At 38.1% G+C, this 17,376-nt stretch carries 15 protein-coding genes; 4 read left to right on the top strand and 11 right to left on the bottom strand.

Features of this window, described 5'->3' with window-relative positions:
- Positions 1-67: 67 nt before the first annotated feature.
- Both ACWNCI_RS01500 and ACWNCI_RS01495 read right to left on the bottom strand, forming a co-directional pair.
- Complete coding sequence (locus ACWNCI_RS01500) at positions 68-643, bottom strand: hypothetical protein (RefSeq protein WP_449386894.1); 576 nt, start codon at positions 641-643, stop codon at positions 68-70.
- A 1,140-nt stretch (positions 644-1,783) separates the two neighbouring features.
- On the bottom strand, positions 1,784-2,716 hold the full coding sequence (locus ACWNCI_RS01495) for a beta-1,6-N-acetylglucosaminyltransferase (protein WP_449386893.1): 933 nt from the start codon (positions 2,714-2,716) through the stop codon (positions 1,784-1,786).
- Between the two features lie 507 nt (positions 2,717-3,223).
- Between ACWNCI_RS01495 and ACWNCI_RS01490 the strand changes: the two genes are divergently transcribed.
- Together ACWNCI_RS01490 and ACWNCI_RS01485 are read left to right on the top strand one after the other, a co-directional pair.
- Complete coding sequence (locus tag ACWNCI_RS01490) at positions 3,224-4,351, top strand: DEAD/DEAH box helicase (protein ID WP_346985873.1); 1,128 nt, start codon at positions 3,224-3,226, stop codon at positions 4,349-4,351.
- Positions 4,352-4,466: 115 nt separating this feature from the next.
- A complete protein-coding gene (locus ACWNCI_RS01485; protein WP_346985874.1) occupies positions 4,467-4,661 on the top strand; it encodes a cold-shock protein in 195 nt (64 codons plus the stop codon).
- Between the two features lie 187 nt (positions 4,662-4,848).
- Here the strand turns inward: ACWNCI_RS01485 and ACWNCI_RS01480 are convergent, their stop codons facing one another.
- The 4 genes from ACWNCI_RS01480 to ACWNCI_RS01465 all read right to left on the bottom strand — a co-directional run bounded on the left by ACWNCI_RS01480 (position 4,849) and on the right by ACWNCI_RS01465 (position 8,829).
- Entirely contained in the window at positions 4,849-6,027 is a 1,179-nt protein-coding gene (locus ACWNCI_RS01480) for a cation:proton antiporter domain-containing protein (protein ID WP_449386892.1), read from the bottom strand.
- A gap of 187 nt (positions 6,028-6,214) precedes the next feature.
- Positions 6,215-6,670 (bottom strand): Hsp20/alpha crystallin family protein, encoded by a 456-nt coding sequence (locus tag ACWNCI_RS01475; protein ID WP_449386891.1) that lies wholly within the window; start codon positions 6,668-6,670, stop codon positions 6,215-6,217.
- 424 nt (positions 6,671-7,094) lie between these two features.
- On the bottom strand, positions 7,095-7,799 hold the full coding sequence (locus ACWNCI_RS01470) for a LytR/AlgR family response regulator transcription factor (protein ID WP_449386890.1): 705 nt from the start codon (positions 7,797-7,799) through the stop codon (positions 7,095-7,097).
- Positions 7,789-8,829, bottom strand: a complete 1,041-nt coding sequence (locus ACWNCI_RS01465; protein ID WP_449386889.1) for a sensor histidine kinase — start codon at positions 8,827-8,829, stop codon at positions 7,789-7,791. Before ACWNCI_RS01465 ends, ACWNCI_RS01470 begins: the two co-directional genes overlap by 11 nt.
- A 202-nt stretch (positions 8,830-9,031) precedes the next feature.
- Between ACWNCI_RS01465 and ACWNCI_RS01460 the strand changes: the two genes are divergently transcribed.
- A complete protein-coding gene (locus ACWNCI_RS01460) occupies positions 9,032-10,144 on the top strand; it encodes an acyltransferase family protein (protein WP_449386888.1) in 1,113 nt (370 codons plus the stop codon).
- Complete coding sequence (locus ACWNCI_RS01455) at positions 10,141-10,635, top strand: nuclear transport factor 2 family protein (protein WP_449386887.1); 495 nt, start codon at positions 10,141-10,143, stop codon at positions 10,633-10,635. The genes ACWNCI_RS01460 and ACWNCI_RS01455 overlap by 4 nt, the downstream gene beginning before the upstream one ends.
- Positions 10,636-11,080: 445 nt before the next feature.
- On the opposite strand, the gene ACWNCI_RS01450 is transcribed toward ACWNCI_RS01455, so the two are convergent.
- From ACWNCI_RS01450 to ACWNCI_RS01430, 5 genes are all read right to left on the bottom strand, one after another.
- On the bottom strand, positions 11,081-11,389 hold the full coding sequence (locus ACWNCI_RS01450) for a helix-turn-helix domain-containing protein (RefSeq protein WP_449386886.1): 309 nt from the start codon (positions 11,387-11,389) through the stop codon (positions 11,081-11,083).
- Between the two features lie 159 nt (positions 11,390-11,548).
- Positions 11,549-11,866: a hypothetical protein gene (locus ACWNCI_RS01445; RefSeq protein WP_346985882.1), complete on the bottom strand. Its 318-nt coding sequence runs from the start codon at positions 11,864-11,866 to the stop codon at positions 11,549-11,551.
- Between the two features lie 116 nt (positions 11,867-11,982).
- Positions 11,983-12,396, bottom strand: a complete 414-nt coding sequence (locus ACWNCI_RS01440; RefSeq protein WP_449386885.1) for a transposase — start codon at positions 12,394-12,396, stop codon at positions 11,983-11,985.
- Between the two features lie 1,142 nt (positions 12,397-13,538).
- Positions 13,539-14,171, bottom strand: coding sequence for a hypothetical protein (locus tag ACWNCI_RS01435; protein ID WP_449386884.1), 633 nt, complete (start codon positions 14,169-14,171; stop codon positions 13,539-13,541).
- A gap of 40 nt (positions 14,172-14,211) precedes the next feature.
- Complete coding sequence (locus ACWNCI_RS01430; protein ID WP_449386883.1) at positions 14,212-17,367, bottom strand: tail fiber domain-containing protein; 3,156 nt, start codon at positions 17,365-17,367, stop codon at positions 14,212-14,214.
- Positions 17,368-17,376 lie beyond the last annotated feature (9 nt).

Raw genomic sequence — 17,376 nt, 5'->3', positions numbered from 1 at the left:
GCGATACAGAATCATGGCGACCCCCAGATTTTCCTGAGCGCCCTATGATCTGTATCTGAAGCAGGCTTTATCCCATTTCAGCAAACCGCCGTCTCCCGGCACCCGAAGTGAAGCCGGGCGGGGGACGACAACAAAATAATATGCAGATTTTATTTAATGAAAAGCTGCTGTAGAAAAACAACAGCAGACGTATGATCGCCAACAATAGAAATATGGCTTCATAGAAAAAGCCCACCGCCACTCCGGATACGGAGTTCTGGCTGTCGCATAAGACCCCCATCCAACGGCTGCTTCCGGAAACGCTCCAGTTATGTCTGCTCCGCTGGCCTGTTATAGACAGGTGGGAAACAGTTTCCTGGTGTTTTTTTTGAACCTGGTCTTTATGTTCTTTAGATTTCTTTTTCTGAGTGCTTCTGTTTTTTGTCTTGTGCCTGCTAAGGCCTGCTTTAGAATTCTGTCCTTTTATGAATGACTTTGAATCTTCAGAAAAAATAAAAGTCCCGGTACTGACATAGATATCCGGATGTTCCTGTGAAAGGGCCTGCGCCTTAACTGCCATACCGTTAAACCAAAGTACAAGCAAAAGCGCCCTCACCATATAATGGAAGGCATGCCTGCTCAGTACTGCTGTTTTAACTTTCATCTTTTATGCTGTTTATGGCTTTGGGTGATCTATGCTTACCTCCCTGGCTGGATGTGATGATGATTTTCACCGTTTTCTCAATCCCTACTTTTGCTTCATTTCAACATGAGAAAATATCTGATGATTGCGCATATCATGACCACGTGGCAAAGATATTTTAGTTGTGAAAATAAAATTGTACAACTATTCTGACATTGCAGTTAAATTAAAACTACAATTTGTAGAACTTATACTACGTTTTGAGTGAGTGGGTTTTAGAGTATGAGTGTGGGAGTGTCTTAGAGTTGTAGAGTTAAGGTAATTCTTAGCCTCATCCTTAAATAGGTAATAGAGTTTGAGAGTTATAGGGTTTTTGAGTTTTCTTTTTGAACACCAAGCGCACTAAGGTTTTTTGGAATTATTGCGCATATTTAGTTTCACAAAGCCGTTTCACTTAGAAGAGCTCGTTGAGGTTTTAGAGTTTTTGAGTTTTCTTTTTGAACACCAAGCTCACTAAGGTTTTTTGAAAGCATTACGTGTATTTAGTTTCACAAAGCCGTTTGACTACGTCGAATCTTCGATTTCACTTAAAAGAGAACACAAAGCCCCTATTGTAATGGCTGGCTGCAATTGATAATACAGACAACTTAAAAATTCCACTCCTACGGAGGGGTGGCGAAAATTCAAAGAATTTTTGACGGGGTGGTTCAAGAATACTTCCTACACAACGACCTTCATTCTAACCATCCCAATTGTCATCCCGTAGGGATCTAAGCCCGAATCTTTCTATTTCATCTTTTACCAGCTATGTTGAGGTTCCTTCGGGATGACAAAGAGTTATAAAATGGTGGGGCCTGAGGCCACTCGAAGGCCCACATTACAATGAAGGAAAGATGGCTGAGCGAAGTTGGTGCTACACTCTTGTCACCTTGAGCTTGTCGAAGGGCCAGTACAATACTCATATCATAATAACTAAGGCTTCGACAGGCTCAGCCTGACACCGTGGAAAGCTACTGCAATTAAAGTCTACAACGGAATAAAAGAATGTCATTTCATGAGTGGAGATCATTCACTTCGCTACGCTATGTTCGGGACGAAAAGGTGACTATTAATACGAAGAAATCTTTCCCAATTTTCATAGATCTTACATCTGTCCCAGCGTCAGTTGTCCTGATGACGATCTATTTTCAGTTCCCGGGCAACTTCATCAATTTCCGGAAGCGGAAGACCATAGCTTTCCTCAATATATGTGAAAACGTCTTTATCTGCTGCCGGATCCAGCTTTCTGATAAATAGCTGACTGTTATTTTTAAGTTCCTGAATCAATTCGCCGGTATTACGGCAGGAACCTGACACAGCCCTTTTGTCATCATTCACGATAATTTCCCTGAAAGCGGTATTCATGAGAACAGTCTGAAAAAAGGAATCTCCCGGCAGAAAAGTATGCAGATAAAAGTCTTCAAACAGCATTACTTTCTCATTCGTACTGAAAAACCTGCAGGTTTCCCGGGTAAAAATTACCCATTTGCCACCGATATAAGGCACCACATCCTTCATAAATTCTCTTTTGTAAATAAGAGATGATATTCTGTAGGCAAGCTCCGTGAAGTGATTGTGAATCCTTTGCAGGGTATCGGGTCTGTAAAATTTCTGATCGTAATAAAACAGATAGTTCTTATTCCTGTTCTTTCCAAGGAATTTACGGATAATACTCTGAGATTTCAGTGGCTGATCTTCACCGCTGAGGTTGATGAAAAAATCCCACCCTTCATTTACATTTAAAAGAAACTCCATGGCATTGATCTGTGTTTGGATAATGCTGAAACCTCCCGAATTGATATTCATACTTTCCAGAATATATGCATTAGGAAATTGTATGATGAACTGCTGAATTTCTTCAGTAAATCCGTCTTTCGCCTTTCGGTCGATATGGATAAGATATACCTGATCACGTGTGTAAATCTTCTGAAAAAGGCTTTTGAATTTGTCAGGCTGATGATGCACCATGATAAAGTAGGCAATTCTTACCGGTAATCCTGCCGGTATTACCTGGGATTCTGCCTGAACCTGGGTGTCGGGAGTATATGCTTGCATTTCTTTTGGACTAAAAATTATCCGCAATGTGCAAACAATTTGTTTCTAGGGTGCGTAAGCTACGATTATATTTTTGATAATCAATTAATTATATTTACCAATATCCCGAAAAATTGTTGTAGGTTTGCACCAAGATCAACAAACAGGCCTCTGCCTTTGCTTTCTGTCACAGTTTAGAATACTATTTTTTTCTTTTACAGTCTCTGCTTTTCCAGCCGCCAATTTTTAACCTTAAATCTTTTACAGATGAATATTTACACTGGCCAGCTGAACCATCAGACCAACGGAAAACAAAAACTAACATAGATAAGGAAAATATTTCTTTTTTAATAATCAGAAGAAATCATATCCCGGATGCAATCCGCTAAAGATGTCCTAAAAAGACAAAGCAGGTACCCAATAACACGACTGGCAAGAAATGTTTAGAAAACATATTCTGACAGTTACTTTTTCTCAGGATTTCAGATAAACCCTGACTCACTAATGCCTCAGAGGCTTTCAAAAACAATGAATTTCAAAAATCTTAATTTAATAAACCCTATTATCCGCGCCGTAACGGAAGCGGGATACTCTAAACCTACCGAAATCCAGAGCAAAGCGATTCCGCATATTCTGGAAGGTAGAGATATTATCGGTTGCGCACAGACCGGAACAGGAAAAACAGCAGCATTTGCCATGCCGGTTCTTCAGCTTTTAAAAAAGCACAGTCCCGACCATCAGATGATCCGCACCCTGATCCTTACTCCCACCCGTGAACTCGCTTTACAGATTGAGGAAAATTTTAAACTGTACAGCAAATATCTGCCTTTATCACAGCTTTCCATCTTTGGTGGCGTATCTCAGGGCAACCAGATCTCTTCATTAAGAAAAAGGGTGGATATCCTTGTAGCAACTCCGGGAAGACTTCTGGATCTCTGCAGCCAGGGCCATATCAATCTTTCTAAAATCGAAGTCCTGGTACTGGACGAAGCAGACCGTATGCTGGATATGGGTTTTGTGAATGACGTTAAAAAAGTACTGACGCTTGTTCCTCAGAAAAGACAGACGCTTTTTTTCTCGGCCACGATGCCTCATACTATCCGAAAATTTGCAGATACAATCCTGAAAAACCCTGTTGAAATCACCGTAACCCCTGTTTCATCAACAGCAAAAACGGTAAAACAGTCGGTATATTTTGTTGAAAAAGACAATAAAACCGGGCTTCTGATCAGCCTTCTTGAAGACCCTTCTATTCTCCGTTCTCTGGTATTTACCAGAACAAAACACGGAGCCGATAAGCTTGTAAAACAACTGGAACGGACAGGAATATTTGCCGCAGCGATCCATGGGAACAAGTCTCAGAATGCAAGACAGAAGGCTCTGGAAGATTTCAGGAACAGCAAAATCCGCGTACTGATCGCTACTGATATTGCAGCAAGAGGAATTGATATTGATGAGCTGTCTTACGTTGTAAACTACGAGCTTCCCAACGTACCCGAGACGTATGTACACCGTATCGGAAGAACAGGCAGAGCAGGTATGGAAGGCAAAGCAGTTTCATTCTGCGATCAGGAAGAACGCTCTGATCTGAAAAATATACAGAAACTTATAGGTTTTACAGTTCCTGTAATGGCACAGCATCATTTATTTCAATAATACCAAATAGAAAAAACAGACTTTTTTTAGTAGTGGAGATCTTTATGAAAATATGAATGGAGGTTTCTATCACTGATCGTCGAACAATACAATAATAATTTTTAATACAATTACAATGCAACAAGGCACAGTAAAATTTTACAATGAAGCAAAAGGCTTCGGATTTATTTCTCCGGCAAACGGAGGAGGAGACATTTTCGTACACTCTACAGGTTTAAACAGCAGAAGCATCCGTGAAAACGATATGGTAACCTATGATGTAGAGCAGGGAAAAAAAGGATTGAATGCAATTAATGTAAAATTAGCATAACATTATACACCGTGTAATACGGTTATAAGTCAAAGAAAGTCTGCCTTTTTGTGCAGACTTTCTTATTTTCAGAAAGCAGTGGACAAGAAATTCCGGTAGAACAAGACGAGCATGGGAATTTTAAATCAAAAAATATAAATCCCACATCCATCTTAAAAACTCTCAGGCACTAAACCCAAACCCAGGCTCAATTACGTTTCATTATTCTTATTAATGATCTCTTTGCCGTAGTGCTGTTGAGGAAGGTTATCCAAATTGTGGATAGCAGGAGTGACAGGCAGGTAATTCCCAATCCGGCCTTGTACAGGCTGTACTCTATTATTCCTGATTTATAGGCAACCGATAATGCCAGAATTCCGAACTCACCTGTCTGTGATAGCAAAGCGCCACCGTACCAACTGTCTTTCCAGCTGTATTTTAATAGTCTGAAAGCGATGGCAGACATCAGGCTGTTACTTGCCAACACGAAAAATGTCCCCAAAAGGATGATTCCGAAATTGGAAAAGAGATAAGAGATGTCCAAACGCAGCCCAATGGAAACAAAAAACAGCGTAACAAAGAATACTTTAAATGGGATCAGAGAATGCTCCAGCCAGCTGAAAGTTCTTACCCTTCCCACGACCACACCTGCCATAAAACTTCCCAAAGCGCTGCTCATCCCCGCTATCTCTGCCAACAACCCGGAAATAAGACAGATGAAAAGTCCGGAAAACACCTGAAGGTCGTGATCTTTCTCAATCGATCTGAAAAATTCCGGCAGCCGGATCTCCTGCACATTTCTGATCTTTTTCAGGACAAAGAACATCACACAACACAGAACTGCCGGAAAAAGAAGGGTAAGAATGTCAAATTCAGGTTTATTCCATGCTTTCAGCATTGTAAGGACGGGTGCTAGAAGAAGATCCTGAAAGATGAGCATATTCAGCACTGTTATTCCGAATGCTGTTTTCAGGGTTTTATGCCTGGTCAGAAACTCACTGACCACCGCCGTACTGTTAAAGATAAATAAAACAGCAATGAGAATAATGCTGTTTAATGAAAGTTCCATGAAATATCCTATCAGAAAAGCACAGCCTATGCTCAGGATAATCTTGATTGACTGTGCGACAACAGGTTTTATGAGCATACTCCGGTTATCGGGAACATTGATTTCCATTCCCAGGAAAAACATGAGCAGCAGAATTCCGACCTCCCCTATTGTTTCCGTCTGTGCGGGATCTGTGAAAACCCCCGAAATATGCGGTCCCAGAATAATGCCCACCATAATATAAGCGATGAGGTAAGGCTGATTGAATTTTTTCAGAATAAACATCATTCCCAGCGTAGTAAGGCATAAGATGCATACTGACCAAAGTAATCCGTTCATCGTTTGTTGTTTTAAATATAAGATTACTAAAATTGGTTTCCCTTGCGGAAAACCAATGTAAATGATTCATTCAAATTTGGGATTTACTGCAGGGCTGAACAAGGCTGTCAGCACTTATTAAAACAATGTTTCAACAGCAAATTGTACAACATTATTCAGATTTGCAATAATTCCCTGATCAGGTTTGTTAATGCACTTCGATCATACGGGGTGCCTGTTTTTTGGCTTTTTCAGATTTTGGAATAGTAAGCTTCAGAACACCATTTTCATATCTGGCTTCAATGTTCTCATCATCTACTACATTTTCTGCAAGCTCGATACTTCTACGGAAAGACTGATAGCTGAATTCCCTGCGGATGTAATTGTCTTCCTTCTCTTCTTTCTGGTTTTTTCGGGAAGATGAAATGGTAAGCATATTTCCTTCCAGGGTAATTTCGAAATCCTGTTTCTCCATTCCCGGAGCGGCAAGTTCCACTTCAAAATTGTCTTCACTTTCCCGGATATTCACCGAAGGAAGTGTAGTAAGGGTTGACGAAAAGTTGTTGTTACCCCAATTAAAAAGTTCGCGGCTGAAAAAGTCATCGAACAGTGCACGTGGATTTGCAGGGAGCAAACTGCCATTGTTTCTTTTAACGATTGACATAATTACGAGTTTTTAAAGGTTAAACAATATATTCAATGATCGTAACTTATTCATTACAAGCAGTATGCCAGTGCCAAAATATGAAATTTTGTCATTTTAGAACTGAAAAAATGGCAGAATCACGAGATAAAAGTTGTCGAAATTACATGATACGATAAAAGTTTTAGGCTAAAATTTAAAATCAATGATTCACCTTATCAGACATTAGTTTTTACGATAAGCTTATTTAAATATTTTATTTAACCACAAAAGTTACAAAAGATTAGAAATTTCTATCTTAAGCAATTTTTATAAAAGAAAAGCTAACAATGGTTTTTAAAAATCTTTGATTTTTATTCTTTTAAAACTTTGATTAGCTAATAAAACTTTTTAAACTTGCCTTTTGTGAATTTTGTGGTTAAATTTAATATTAATTCAAACAAGTTTAATTAAAAGAATGCTTTCCCAGAAATGCTTTTTTAAAAGCATCAAACTCATTTTTATAGCTTCTTCCTATGGGAATTCCTTTTTTTCCGACCAGTATTTCCTGGCTTCCGATGGCGGTAACGTAGGAGACATTTATCATAAACGAGCGATGAATTCTGATAAAACCTTTTTTCAGCAGTTGTGTAGCAAGCTCGGAAAGTGTCATTTTGGAAACTGTGATGCACTCATTGATTAGGAAGACTTTTATATCATTTCCGGAACCCTCAAGATAAAGGATATCTTTCAGCAGAATTTTTTTATTAAATCCATCCGACTTAAAAATGAGAAATTCTTCACCGGTATCTTTGGCCACTGTAGTTAATATACGCTGCACAGATTTGAAAAAACGGTCGAAGGTAATGGGTTTCAATAAATAGTCGACGGCTTCCAGCTCGAATCCTTCGACGGCGTAATCACGGTAGGCGGTGGTGAAAATGGTTTTGGGTTTATGGTTCAATGACCTTAGAAATTCAATTCCGCTGAGATCAGGCATCTGGATATCAAGAAACAAAAGGTCAACCTGTCGATCCTGCAAAATTCGATAAGCTTCCATGGCATTTTTTCCGGTTCCCACTACCTTCATCTCTTCGATCTTAGAGATATGGTTTTCGAGAAGCTTAACTGCCAGCGGTTCGTCGTCTATAATTACACAATTAATTGTCATACAAAGGAGTGGTCACTTTTACAGAAAACCAATTTTCATTTTTTTCAATTTTCAATAGATATTTATCGGAATAATATAATTCAAGCTGCTTTCTGATATTATTCAGTCCGATTCCTATTCTGTCATCGGTTGAGGTTTCAGAGAAATTATTTTCCACTTTAAATATAGCAAAATCAAAATCAGTTATTACAGATATATTGATTTCAACATTTCCGCTCGTTTTTTCTGCACCGTGCTTAAAAGCATTCTCAACCAGAGAAAGGTATAATAATGGCGGAATATGGGCCTGAGATCCTATATTTTCAGATTTATTCATAATCAGCCGTTCGTCGTAGCGTAATTTTTCAAGTTCGATATAATCGTCAATAATTTTTAATTCTTCATTGATATCCACCATTTTATGCTGTCCCTTACTGAGAATATAATCCAGAATATCAGAGAGCCGTTCGATTGACTGCGCCGTTGCCGCGGAACCTGAAACGGACAATGAGTAAATATTGTTGAGTGTGTTAAATAAAAAATGTGGATTAAGCTGTGATTTTAATAACATCAGTTCCAATTCAGATTTCTCTTTCTGTAGCTGTAAACGATTATTTTTCTCATCCTGATAACGCAGAATGAACATAACCGATATGAAAATAAATGCTCCTGAAAGAATCGGAAAAATGTAATGGAACAAAAGGTATCGAATATCTGAAAAAATTTCAGTAAAGCTTTCTTTGGGATAAGTGGCAAAAAAAGGTTCTGCCAGATAAACGATAAACAGACGGTTTAGTACGCCTAAACAATATAAACTCAACACAAGATACAGCGTAAATAAGAGATACTTTTTGGTATCGAAAAACTTTCTGATCAGAACAAAATAGATAAAATTGGCTCCCATGATCTGAAATATCCAATGGCACAGATCATAATATAGGAATTCTTTAAAACCCGGATTTTCATGCTCTCCGTAATTCCTCGCCAACCCAAGCAGAAATAGAGCAATCCAGAATAGTATCTGATAGCCAATCTGTTTTTTGTATTTCATGTTGAGAGTTGTATCCATTACTGTCAAAAATAGTCATTAAAAACTTTTCATAAGAAAAAGAAAGCTGGAAGACCTACATTATCATGCAGACGACCATTTTCTGCATCTGAAAGTGGAAAAGCATTCAATACATTCAAATTAATGCTGTATGAATCCAGTACATGAAAGCTACTGAGATTAATCTCAATTTCGCTAAAAAAATATGCAGCCTATTAAAAAATTTAACGGACTGGACCACCTCCGTGCTCTTGCGATTGTACTCGTATTTATTTACCATTACCGAATGTTCGAGCATCCTTCCTGGATCGATACTGTAGGATGGATCGGATGGACCGGCGTAGATCTGTTTTTCGTTATAAGCGGATTTTTAATCTCTAATCAGCTATTCAGCGATATGAAAGAAAAACACACTATTGATTTGAAAACCTTTTACATCAAGAGATTTTTCCGGATTATTCCTCCCTATTTATTTACATTATTTCTTTATTTCTGCATTCCGGTATTCAGGGAGCGGGAAGCGCTGCCGTCTATCTGGAAATTCATCACATTTACACAAAATTACAGTTTGAATGTTATTCAAAAAGGAACTTTTTCCCACGCATGGTCTCTCTGCATTGAAGAGCAGTTTTACCTGATGCTTCCTGCCATTCTTTTGTTATTCTACAAAATGAAATCTATTCGCTATCTTACATACAGTATCGTTTTACTCATTATTGTATCGATATTCCTGCGGTATTTCTCATGGAATGAATATATTGTTACCCATATTGCCCATTCTGACTTCTGGAAAGAATGGTATATGAAGATCTATTATCCTACTTATACGAGATTTGATGGACTGGCCATTGGCGTTCTGACCGGTTATTTTTTCCAGTTTTCTGAAAAATTTAAACTATTTATTGATAAAAATGGAAATGTAATACTTCTCAGCGGGTTACTATCAACAGCTCTTTCCCTATACTTTTGCAGGGACCAATATTCTGAGGGTGCTTCGATTTTAGGATTTTCATTCGTAGCAGCAAGCTATGGAATTTTATTGCTTGGAGCCATTTCAGCATCTTCTTTTTTAAACAAAAGAAAAAGCTTTATAACATCCAAAATTGCTCTACTTTCCTACTCTGTCTATCTTTCGCATAAAGGCGTAATTCATCTTATACAGTTATTTCTGGATCAATTTACTATTTCATTACCGGATACATTTGTTTTCCTTGTCTGCCTCGCAGCCTGTCTCTTTGCCGGAATATTGTATTTATACTGTATCGAAAAGCCTTCTTCCTATCTTAAAAATAAAATCCTTAAACATCATATCTCATGAAAAAATTTAGCTTGTTATTTTTTGTAATTGCTTGCAGCGTATTATCTGCCCAGAACATTGCTTCAGAAAAAAAGGCTATCGAAAGTATTGTAAATCAATTTAAAGAAAGCATTATCAGCAAAGATTCATCTGCTTTTTACAGCTTGTTTCATACGGAAGCCGTGAGCTGGATTGGTGTAAACCGAACAAAAACACAACTAAAGTTATCGGAAAGTGATCCTAAAAACGTCAAAAACTATTTCCGGGATACTTATAAAAGTTTCTTTAGCTATATCCTCAGAAAAGAAGAAAAAAAGGAATTGTTTAAAAGTGTACGTATCGAAAATGACGATGCTATTGGAAGTGTGACATTCGATTATTCTTTCTGGGTCGATAATCAGATGAAAAATTACGGAAAAGAATTCTGGCATCTGATCAAGACTGACGGAGAATGGAAAATAATCAGTGTCGTTTTTTCATATGAGCTGGCGGAATTCTATCCTGACAAGTAATTAACTTTCATCTGCATGATTTTTCATATATTTTAAAATTAACAAAATAAAGATATAGCGTTTTTTTTGCTTTTTATCAATTTTGAAAACAACGACCGGTAATAATGTGTTTTGACCGGTTTTGACCGGCTTTATTACCTTTTTCTTCGGGTGTTCTTCGGATCACCTTCGGGTCGGCTTCGGAAAAACAGTGATTTTTCCGAAGAGCTTCCGAAGAAATCCCGAAAAATATATTGTTTTCGGGCGGTTAAAAAGGACATAATGGAATTATTAATTTTATAATAATAATTTGATATAAATAAGAATCTTGCAATTAATCTGATTAGCTTTTATCTTTGAGTAAAGAGTTGTTGAAACTATCAACATTTAGTGAAGCTTAGGTTTACCATAATATGGAAATTGTCTATGAAATTGAATTCAATTCTACCCTGCAATAATTATAATTCTATGATTCCGGTAACTGATTTTTAAACTCAACAATAAACTTTTTTTTCCAGCTGCTCAGCGTATTGCGGCTGATGTTGAAATGCTTTGCCGTCTGAATATTATTCAGGTGATGTTTTTTCTGATACATCAACACTTCAAAAACAGTATCCTTGTCATACGACTTGAGCTTCTGGTTGTTTTCAATGTAGTGCGAATCAAAGCCCACAATGATATTGTTCAGCATCACCACATCGATGGTTTTAATCTTTTTTTTGGTTAAAATACTTTTGCAGGCCTCTGCCTTATCAGGATATTTCTTTGCAATCATATCCTCGTATATTTTTCGGTAATTAGGGGTATTTTTCATATAATTTCTAAAAAAATTTGATCGATTTGTTTGATATTTCCGGCGAAAGCGCCTACTGTTATTAAAGTGCTGCTATTGTTTTCCGTGGTCTTCATCAGGACATCATAAGTTTTCTAAATTTCAATCAATATATCTGTATTCGTACCTGACATCAACCAGTACATCATCTTCAAAGTAAAGAGCCAGAACATATTTTCTTTTTCCTTTTTTCTGTACAAAATAGGTCCATCTGTTCACATAATCATGCTTGCTCTCGTTTTTTCCAAAGGATGCTTCTATCTCGGATTTGGTTTTTCCTATAAGCAGTGAATTTTCAATAATATTCTTAACATAAAATTTTCTCCGGGTTACATTCCGCCAATATTCGTTTTTAAATTCTGATACTAAAAATTCTTTACTTATAATGTGATTTTTTATAAAGCAAAATAATTCCTTCATTTTCATACACTTATCATAATTACTTATACTACATTATTCTTTCAAAATAAGCAACAAGGGAATTCGACATTCGGTTGGATATTTTGTGAAAATACTTTTGCCTTTTACCGTTTGTCCTAAAATCCCCTTTTGCTGAGCCATCGGTACATGGTACTTTTCGGCACCCCATATTCCACTAATATTTGTGCTATTGTTTTCTCACCGCTAGCAATGAGTTCCAAAAAGAAATTAATCGCTTCATTGGTGTATATATTTTTCCGGAACTTCGGAAGACTATGATAGCTGTTTGCTTTACCGATTGCTTTAATCGGGGGCGAATAAAGAATAAGATGTTGGCTGTAAATCCTGAAAAAATCGTATTCCAGAAGTTTACTCCATTTTAAAAGAAGTATTGTATCCATACTCTTACAGGTGTACATTCCTGAAATTTCTGAAGAACTGCATCCAAAAAATTTACAGATACGCTCTTCATGGATATCTCTTTCGGTAACCGCCCGAAAAAGCATCTCGCCGATGTGAATTTCTTTCATTTGTGGGGTCATAAATTTTTCTTTAAATTTTTTCTTTAAAAAAGCGCCCGGATAACCAGTTATTATCCTAAAATATCCGGGCAGCTATATAAAAACATCTGCGTTTTTAGAAAATCCGTTTTTTTTGTAAACGTTATACATTACTGAGGACAAAAGGGAATTTGCCGTGATCTCAGGAACGTATAAATCAAAAAAAGGATTATGTCGACTGATTCTTATTCTGGTTTTATCATTTAATTTTTTTCATATATTCTTCTTCTGAAATTTTAATCTTAAAATTCGAGTTCAATATTTCTTATTCGTTTATCAATGCATGTCGCGCTCCGAGCGCTGAGAATTTATTTTATATTGAGCTCACATTAATTATTAATTTTTTGGAATAAAACCGGGAAAGGACATCATTATGAAATCAGTTTTATAAGCTTTACCTTCCCCGGAAACACAACATAAATACTAAGCAATGAGCCATCCAGCATCAATCTTCTGCTTTCTTACTTAATTTTTTTTAAATTGAAATTCCTTTTGACACCATTACAGATTAAAAACTTATATAATCATTGATAATAATTACTATCAGAGCTTTGACCTGAATGAAGAATGTAAAAATTATTATTTGACTTCGATTATCATCTAAAAAACAGCTCTTTAAAAGATTGATAGTTCTGTCATTGTTTTCTATCCTCACAAGGAAGCATTGTTCTATTTGTTGTATCATTATGTTTTTGAATTCTTTCAAAAAAACCGGGAGACTAAAGGATGTTTCCTGAACGGTCTCCCTGGCTTACAATCATTTGCGTGTGTTAGAATCTATTTTAATTTAATCATTTGGTCATTTTTGCAGGTTGATAATTTGTTTCATTATCAGCCATATGACAGTCTCATTTTTCCGTTATCTTACAATAATTGATCGCTTAATAATAAACTCAATCATTATTTCTTTTTATGTATGTGCCTTTCTGAAAGTGTTCAGGATAATCCTTTTATAGACGGAGGCTATGCCCCAAGAACAAGACAATAAATAACACCGGAAAAAATCATACTCCAAGAATCAGGATCAATGAAACAAAACTCTGTATACAAACTGTACCCGGCTTACATGTCTTTTAATTGCGGATGAACATTTTTCAAAAAACTTTAGTCAGTTATTGTACGACAACTTTTATATTGCAATAAGTACCTCCCCCCATATTAACGTTAAACGTACGTGTCCCCGTGGGTGTACTACAACTACCACATAGATAATCTGTTTCAATAATAAAAGGTATCGTGCCATTAGTTCCTACAGGAAAGGTTCCCCCTCCCCAGGATAATTTAACACTATTATTGGTCTGAGAACCTGAGGGCATCGTTCTGCCATCACCATTTTCATAATGAATTGATACGGGATGATTTAGATACCATATATTCTTACTGATAGTAAAAGTACCTTCTTCACAATGAATTGTCATACTACACGCCTTATCTGCTCCCTGATCGTTAGTAAAATCCAGAACAATCCCATTGTTAAAATTAACCGCTCCGTTCCCATTTAACACAACCGCTCCTGTACTCCAGTTCTCATTGGCGGCAACGGTGACTCCATTGTTTATGGTTTTGGTATCACTGGTATTCCTGAAAATTGCAGTGGGGTTTCCCCATGTACCGCAATTATTAATGTCTCCAGAAGTAACGGCTGTATTCTGAGACAGGAGCAGCACAGGCATCACTATACCTGCTATCAGAAGCGTATATCGGCAAAATGTCCCTAAAATGAGAAAATGAATTTTTTCTCTCATTTTATAAGCCGAAAATAATATATATGCAGTCATCTTTCAGTTATTTAGCTTTTACAGACTCCAGTGCTTTGATCTGCTGCTCCAGGCGGTCGATTTTACTATTTGATTCTTTCAATGCTTCTATCAGAACCGGAATCAGCGCATTGTAGTTCACAGATTTGTAACCATCCTTATTGGTGCTTACTGCATCCGGGAAAACTTGTTCCACCTCCTGTGCAATTACTCCTACATCCTTACCTTCTCCTAAGGTCTGTCCCGGAAATTCGGTCTTATCCCGCCATGTATAGGTATAGCCATTAAGCTGATTTAGCTTCTCTGTAGCGCCATAAATCTTATGAATGTCTTTCTTGAAACGAATGTCTGATGTTCCTTCTATACGTGATGCTTTTATAGTACCATTTACATGCAATTTTGAACCTGGCGAACCTGTCCCAATACCCACATTTCCGTCTACCATTGCGAACTGACCTGCATCCGCATTACCATTAGTAGAAAGATATATATTTCCTCCCGTCGTATACAATCCCACATTATTATTGGAGCCTACCTCACTAGGAAAACCCCGTCGGATTCCATGGTTACCATTGCCAAGGTTTAGCCCCCCTCCTACACCCGAAAAAGGCCCTGAAGTGATAATGCCATTTACATGTAGTTTTGATTGAGGATCATCAAGACCAATTCCTATATTTCCTGATTTTTGAATTCTCATTGCTTCAAATTCATTTGTAGCATCTGAGGAAACATTAAATCCCATAGCAGCACCGTCGTTATTTGCAACACCTTTTACAATATTAATGGAAACTGGATTCTGATCATGCCATCTCATCTTGATTCCTCCTACAGCTGTATAGTCTGAACCATTGGTTCCATACATCTGTATACTTACAGGATCTCCAGTACCATTATTAGAAGTGTTCGGTTTGAAAATTGCACTTCCGGCAACACTCAATTTAGTGGTTGGACTAGATGTGCCAATTCCTATATTTCCATCGCTGTTGAGGACAAAACGATCTGTTGCGGTACCGTTAGTGGAAAGATATAAATTTCCTGCAGTGGTATATAATCCTACATTATTATCCGCACCCGTGGTGGGAAATCCTCTTTTTACCCCATGATTTGTATTTCCGAAATACACTCCTCCCGATCCTGCCGAAGTGCTTCCTACTGTGATTGCCGCACTTGCCGCATCAGGGCTGGTAAAGGATAAGGTATTGGTACTGGTAATATTACTGATGGTGGTAGCAACTGTAAGAGCTCCACCAAGTTTAATGTCATTAGCTGACACTGTAAGTCCGTTAGAGGTGGTGTAGGTACTATTTGCAGGAGTAGCCCAGCTTGCCAGACCGTTGGCATCAGAGGTCAATACTTTCCCTGCTCCCGGAGAACCTCCGGAAATTTGAATCTGGCTTCCAAAAGTTACATTTCCTGTAGAACGTTTGATTAATAAAGGAGTGCCTAGCCATCCTCCTGTATTTGAATAATTCCAGATCGTAAAATCTTCACCCACATTTCCTGTGGCTTCTACCAGCTGAGTCCCTATCCCCCACCGTTGCGAACCCGCAGCATTTCTAAGATACCAGTGTGTTGAACCTCCTGACCCCGCATTCACTGTCGTGCCAAGAGAAAAAGCGTTAGTAATATTTTTGCCGCTCATATTCAGGTCCAATGTGGCGGTATGGTTCCCCAGATTATCACTCGGAACTGCAACCCAACTCGCAAGACCATTAGCATCAGAGGTCAGTACTTTGCCTGTTCCAGGAGTACCTCCTGTTATTTTTACTTGCCCGCCTACTTCCAGTTTTGTACCGGGCGCACTAGCTCCAATGCCGACATTCCCATTTTCAAGAATCGTAAAACGTCCTCCGATAACACTAGCTGCATCTACATCAAATCTTCCGTTGGAGCTTTGAGAATATCCCGTTGTTCCTGTACCTGTATTTACCCTTAAAGTTGTACCTGTGGTAGCAGAATTGTTATCAAATGAGAATGTTTTACCATTAGAGTTTATACTTGTATTGGCTGTAAGTGTGCCACCCAGTGATAAGCTGCTGCCAGATAACGTTAATCCGTTGTCCGCTGTATAGGTAGTGTTGGTATCGGTTGGAGTTACCCAAGTTCCGTCTCCACGCAAGAAAGTAGTTGCAGTAGCTCCTGTAGGTAATTTAGCAACGGTTACTGCATTGGCAGCAATATCAGCTGTAGCAATAGCTCCGTCAGCAATTTTAGCCGAAGTTACTGCGTTATTAGCAATGGTTGTAGCATTACTGTTTGCAGAAGCCGTAACATCACCTGTCAAAGCTGGTCTTTCAAATGAAGTTCCATTCAAAGTTACAGAGGTGGAACCAGTATAGGTAGTACCAGTATCTGCAGCAGGTTCCCAGGCACTGGTTGTCGTATTGTACTTCAATACCTGACCATTCGTGGGTGCTGTCGAAGAGACTGATTTCCCCTGAATCTTTGCGACTGTCGTTACATTACTGTTTGCAGAAGCCGTAACATCACCTGTCAAAGCTGGTCTTTCAAATGAAGTTCCATTTAAAGTGACAGAGGTAGAACCTGTATAGGTAGTACCAGTATCTGCAGCAGGTTCCCAGGCACTGGTTGTAGTATTGTATTTCAGTACCTGCCCATTGGTGGGAGCAGTGGTAGACACCGATTTGCCCTGGATCTTGGCTACCGTTGTAGCATTACTGTTTGCAGAAGCCGTAACATCACCCGTTAATGCAGCACGCTCAAAAGATGAGCCATTCAGAGTTACTGATGTAGAACCGGTATAGGATGACGAAACGGGTGACACCGGTTTCCAGGTTCCTCCGTTTATGGCTCCTGATTTATTATCGTAATACCAGTATCCTGCAGTTAAAGTCCCCTGAGTACTTCCAACACCCGCAACGCCTGATGTTGCTGTATTATACACAATAAGACCGTCATAATAATATGGAAAAGAAGCAGGAGTCCCAATAGGGCTTCCACCAAATGTAGTAAAAAGGGTAAGATCCGTTCTGGGGAATAACAATCCTTTTCCTTCATTAGGAGTGGTGTTCGTAATAGTATTGGATGAAGCATCAATAAATGAGGAACTGTTTGCTATAGCCGAATTGGTAGTACTGTTAACAATACGGACCTGGGCTTTTACCCCTACCGATATTGCGACCAAAGAGCATAATAAAAATGCATTGATATATTTTTTATTCATATTGAATTG

Source organism: Chryseobacterium lineare (assembly GCF_977014045.1).
This window is presented reverse-complemented; position numbering and strand designations above follow the sequence as displayed.

Coding starts and splice junctions, on each gene's coding strand:
- ACWNCI_RS01445 (WP_346985882.1), bottom strand. CDS start 11,866: ATGAAGGAATTATTTTGCTTTATAAAAAATCACATTATAAGTAAAGAA.
- ACWNCI_RS01480 (WP_449386892.1), bottom strand. CDS start 6,027: ATGAACGGATTACTTTGGTCAGTATGCATCTTATGCCTTACTACGCTG.
- ACWNCI_RS01460 (WP_449386888.1), top strand. CDS start 9,032: ATGCAGCCTATTAAAAAATTTAACGGACTGGACCACCTCCGTGCTCTT.
- ACWNCI_RS01435 (WP_449386884.1), bottom strand. CDS start 14,171: ATGAGAGAAAAAATTCATTTTCTCATTTTAGGGACATTTTGCCGATAT.
- ACWNCI_RS01455 (WP_449386887.1), top strand. CDS start 10,141: ATGAAAAAATTTAGCTTGTTATTTTTTGTAATTGCTTGCAGCGTATTA.
- ACWNCI_RS01450 (WP_449386886.1), bottom strand. CDS start 11,389: ATGATTGCAAAGAAATATCCTGATAAGGCAGAGGCCTGCAAAAGTATT.
- ACWNCI_RS01440 (WP_449386885.1), bottom strand. CDS start 12,396: ATGAAAGAAATTCACATCGGCGAGATGCTTTTTCGGGCGGTTACCGAA.
- ACWNCI_RS01430 (WP_449386883.1), bottom strand. CDS start 17,367: ATGAATAAAAAATATATCAATGCATTTTTATTATGCTCTTTGGTCGCA.
- ACWNCI_RS01485 (WP_346985874.1), top strand. CDS start 4,467: ATGCAACAAGGCACAGTAAAATTTTACAATGAAGCAAAAGGCTTCGGA.
- ACWNCI_RS01500 (WP_449386894.1), bottom strand. CDS start 643: ATGAAAGTTAAAACAGCAGTACTGAGCAGGCATGCCTTCCATTATATG.
- ACWNCI_RS01465 (WP_449386889.1), bottom strand. CDS start 8,829: ATGAAATACAAAAAACAGATTGGCTATCAGATACTATTCTGGATTGCT.
- ACWNCI_RS01475 (WP_449386891.1), bottom strand. CDS start 6,670: ATGTCAATCGTTAAAAGAAACAATGGCAGTTTGCTCCCTGCAAATCCA.
- ACWNCI_RS01490 (WP_346985873.1), top strand. CDS start 3,224: ATGAATTTCAAAAATCTTAATTTAATAAACCCTATTATCCGCGCCGTA.
- ACWNCI_RS01495 (WP_449386893.1), bottom strand. CDS start 2,716: ATGCAAGCATATACTCCCGACACCCAGGTTCAGGCAGAATCCCAGGTA.
- ACWNCI_RS01470 (WP_449386890.1), bottom strand. CDS start 7,799: ATGACAATTAATTGTGTAATTATAGACGACGAACCGCTGGCAGTTAAG.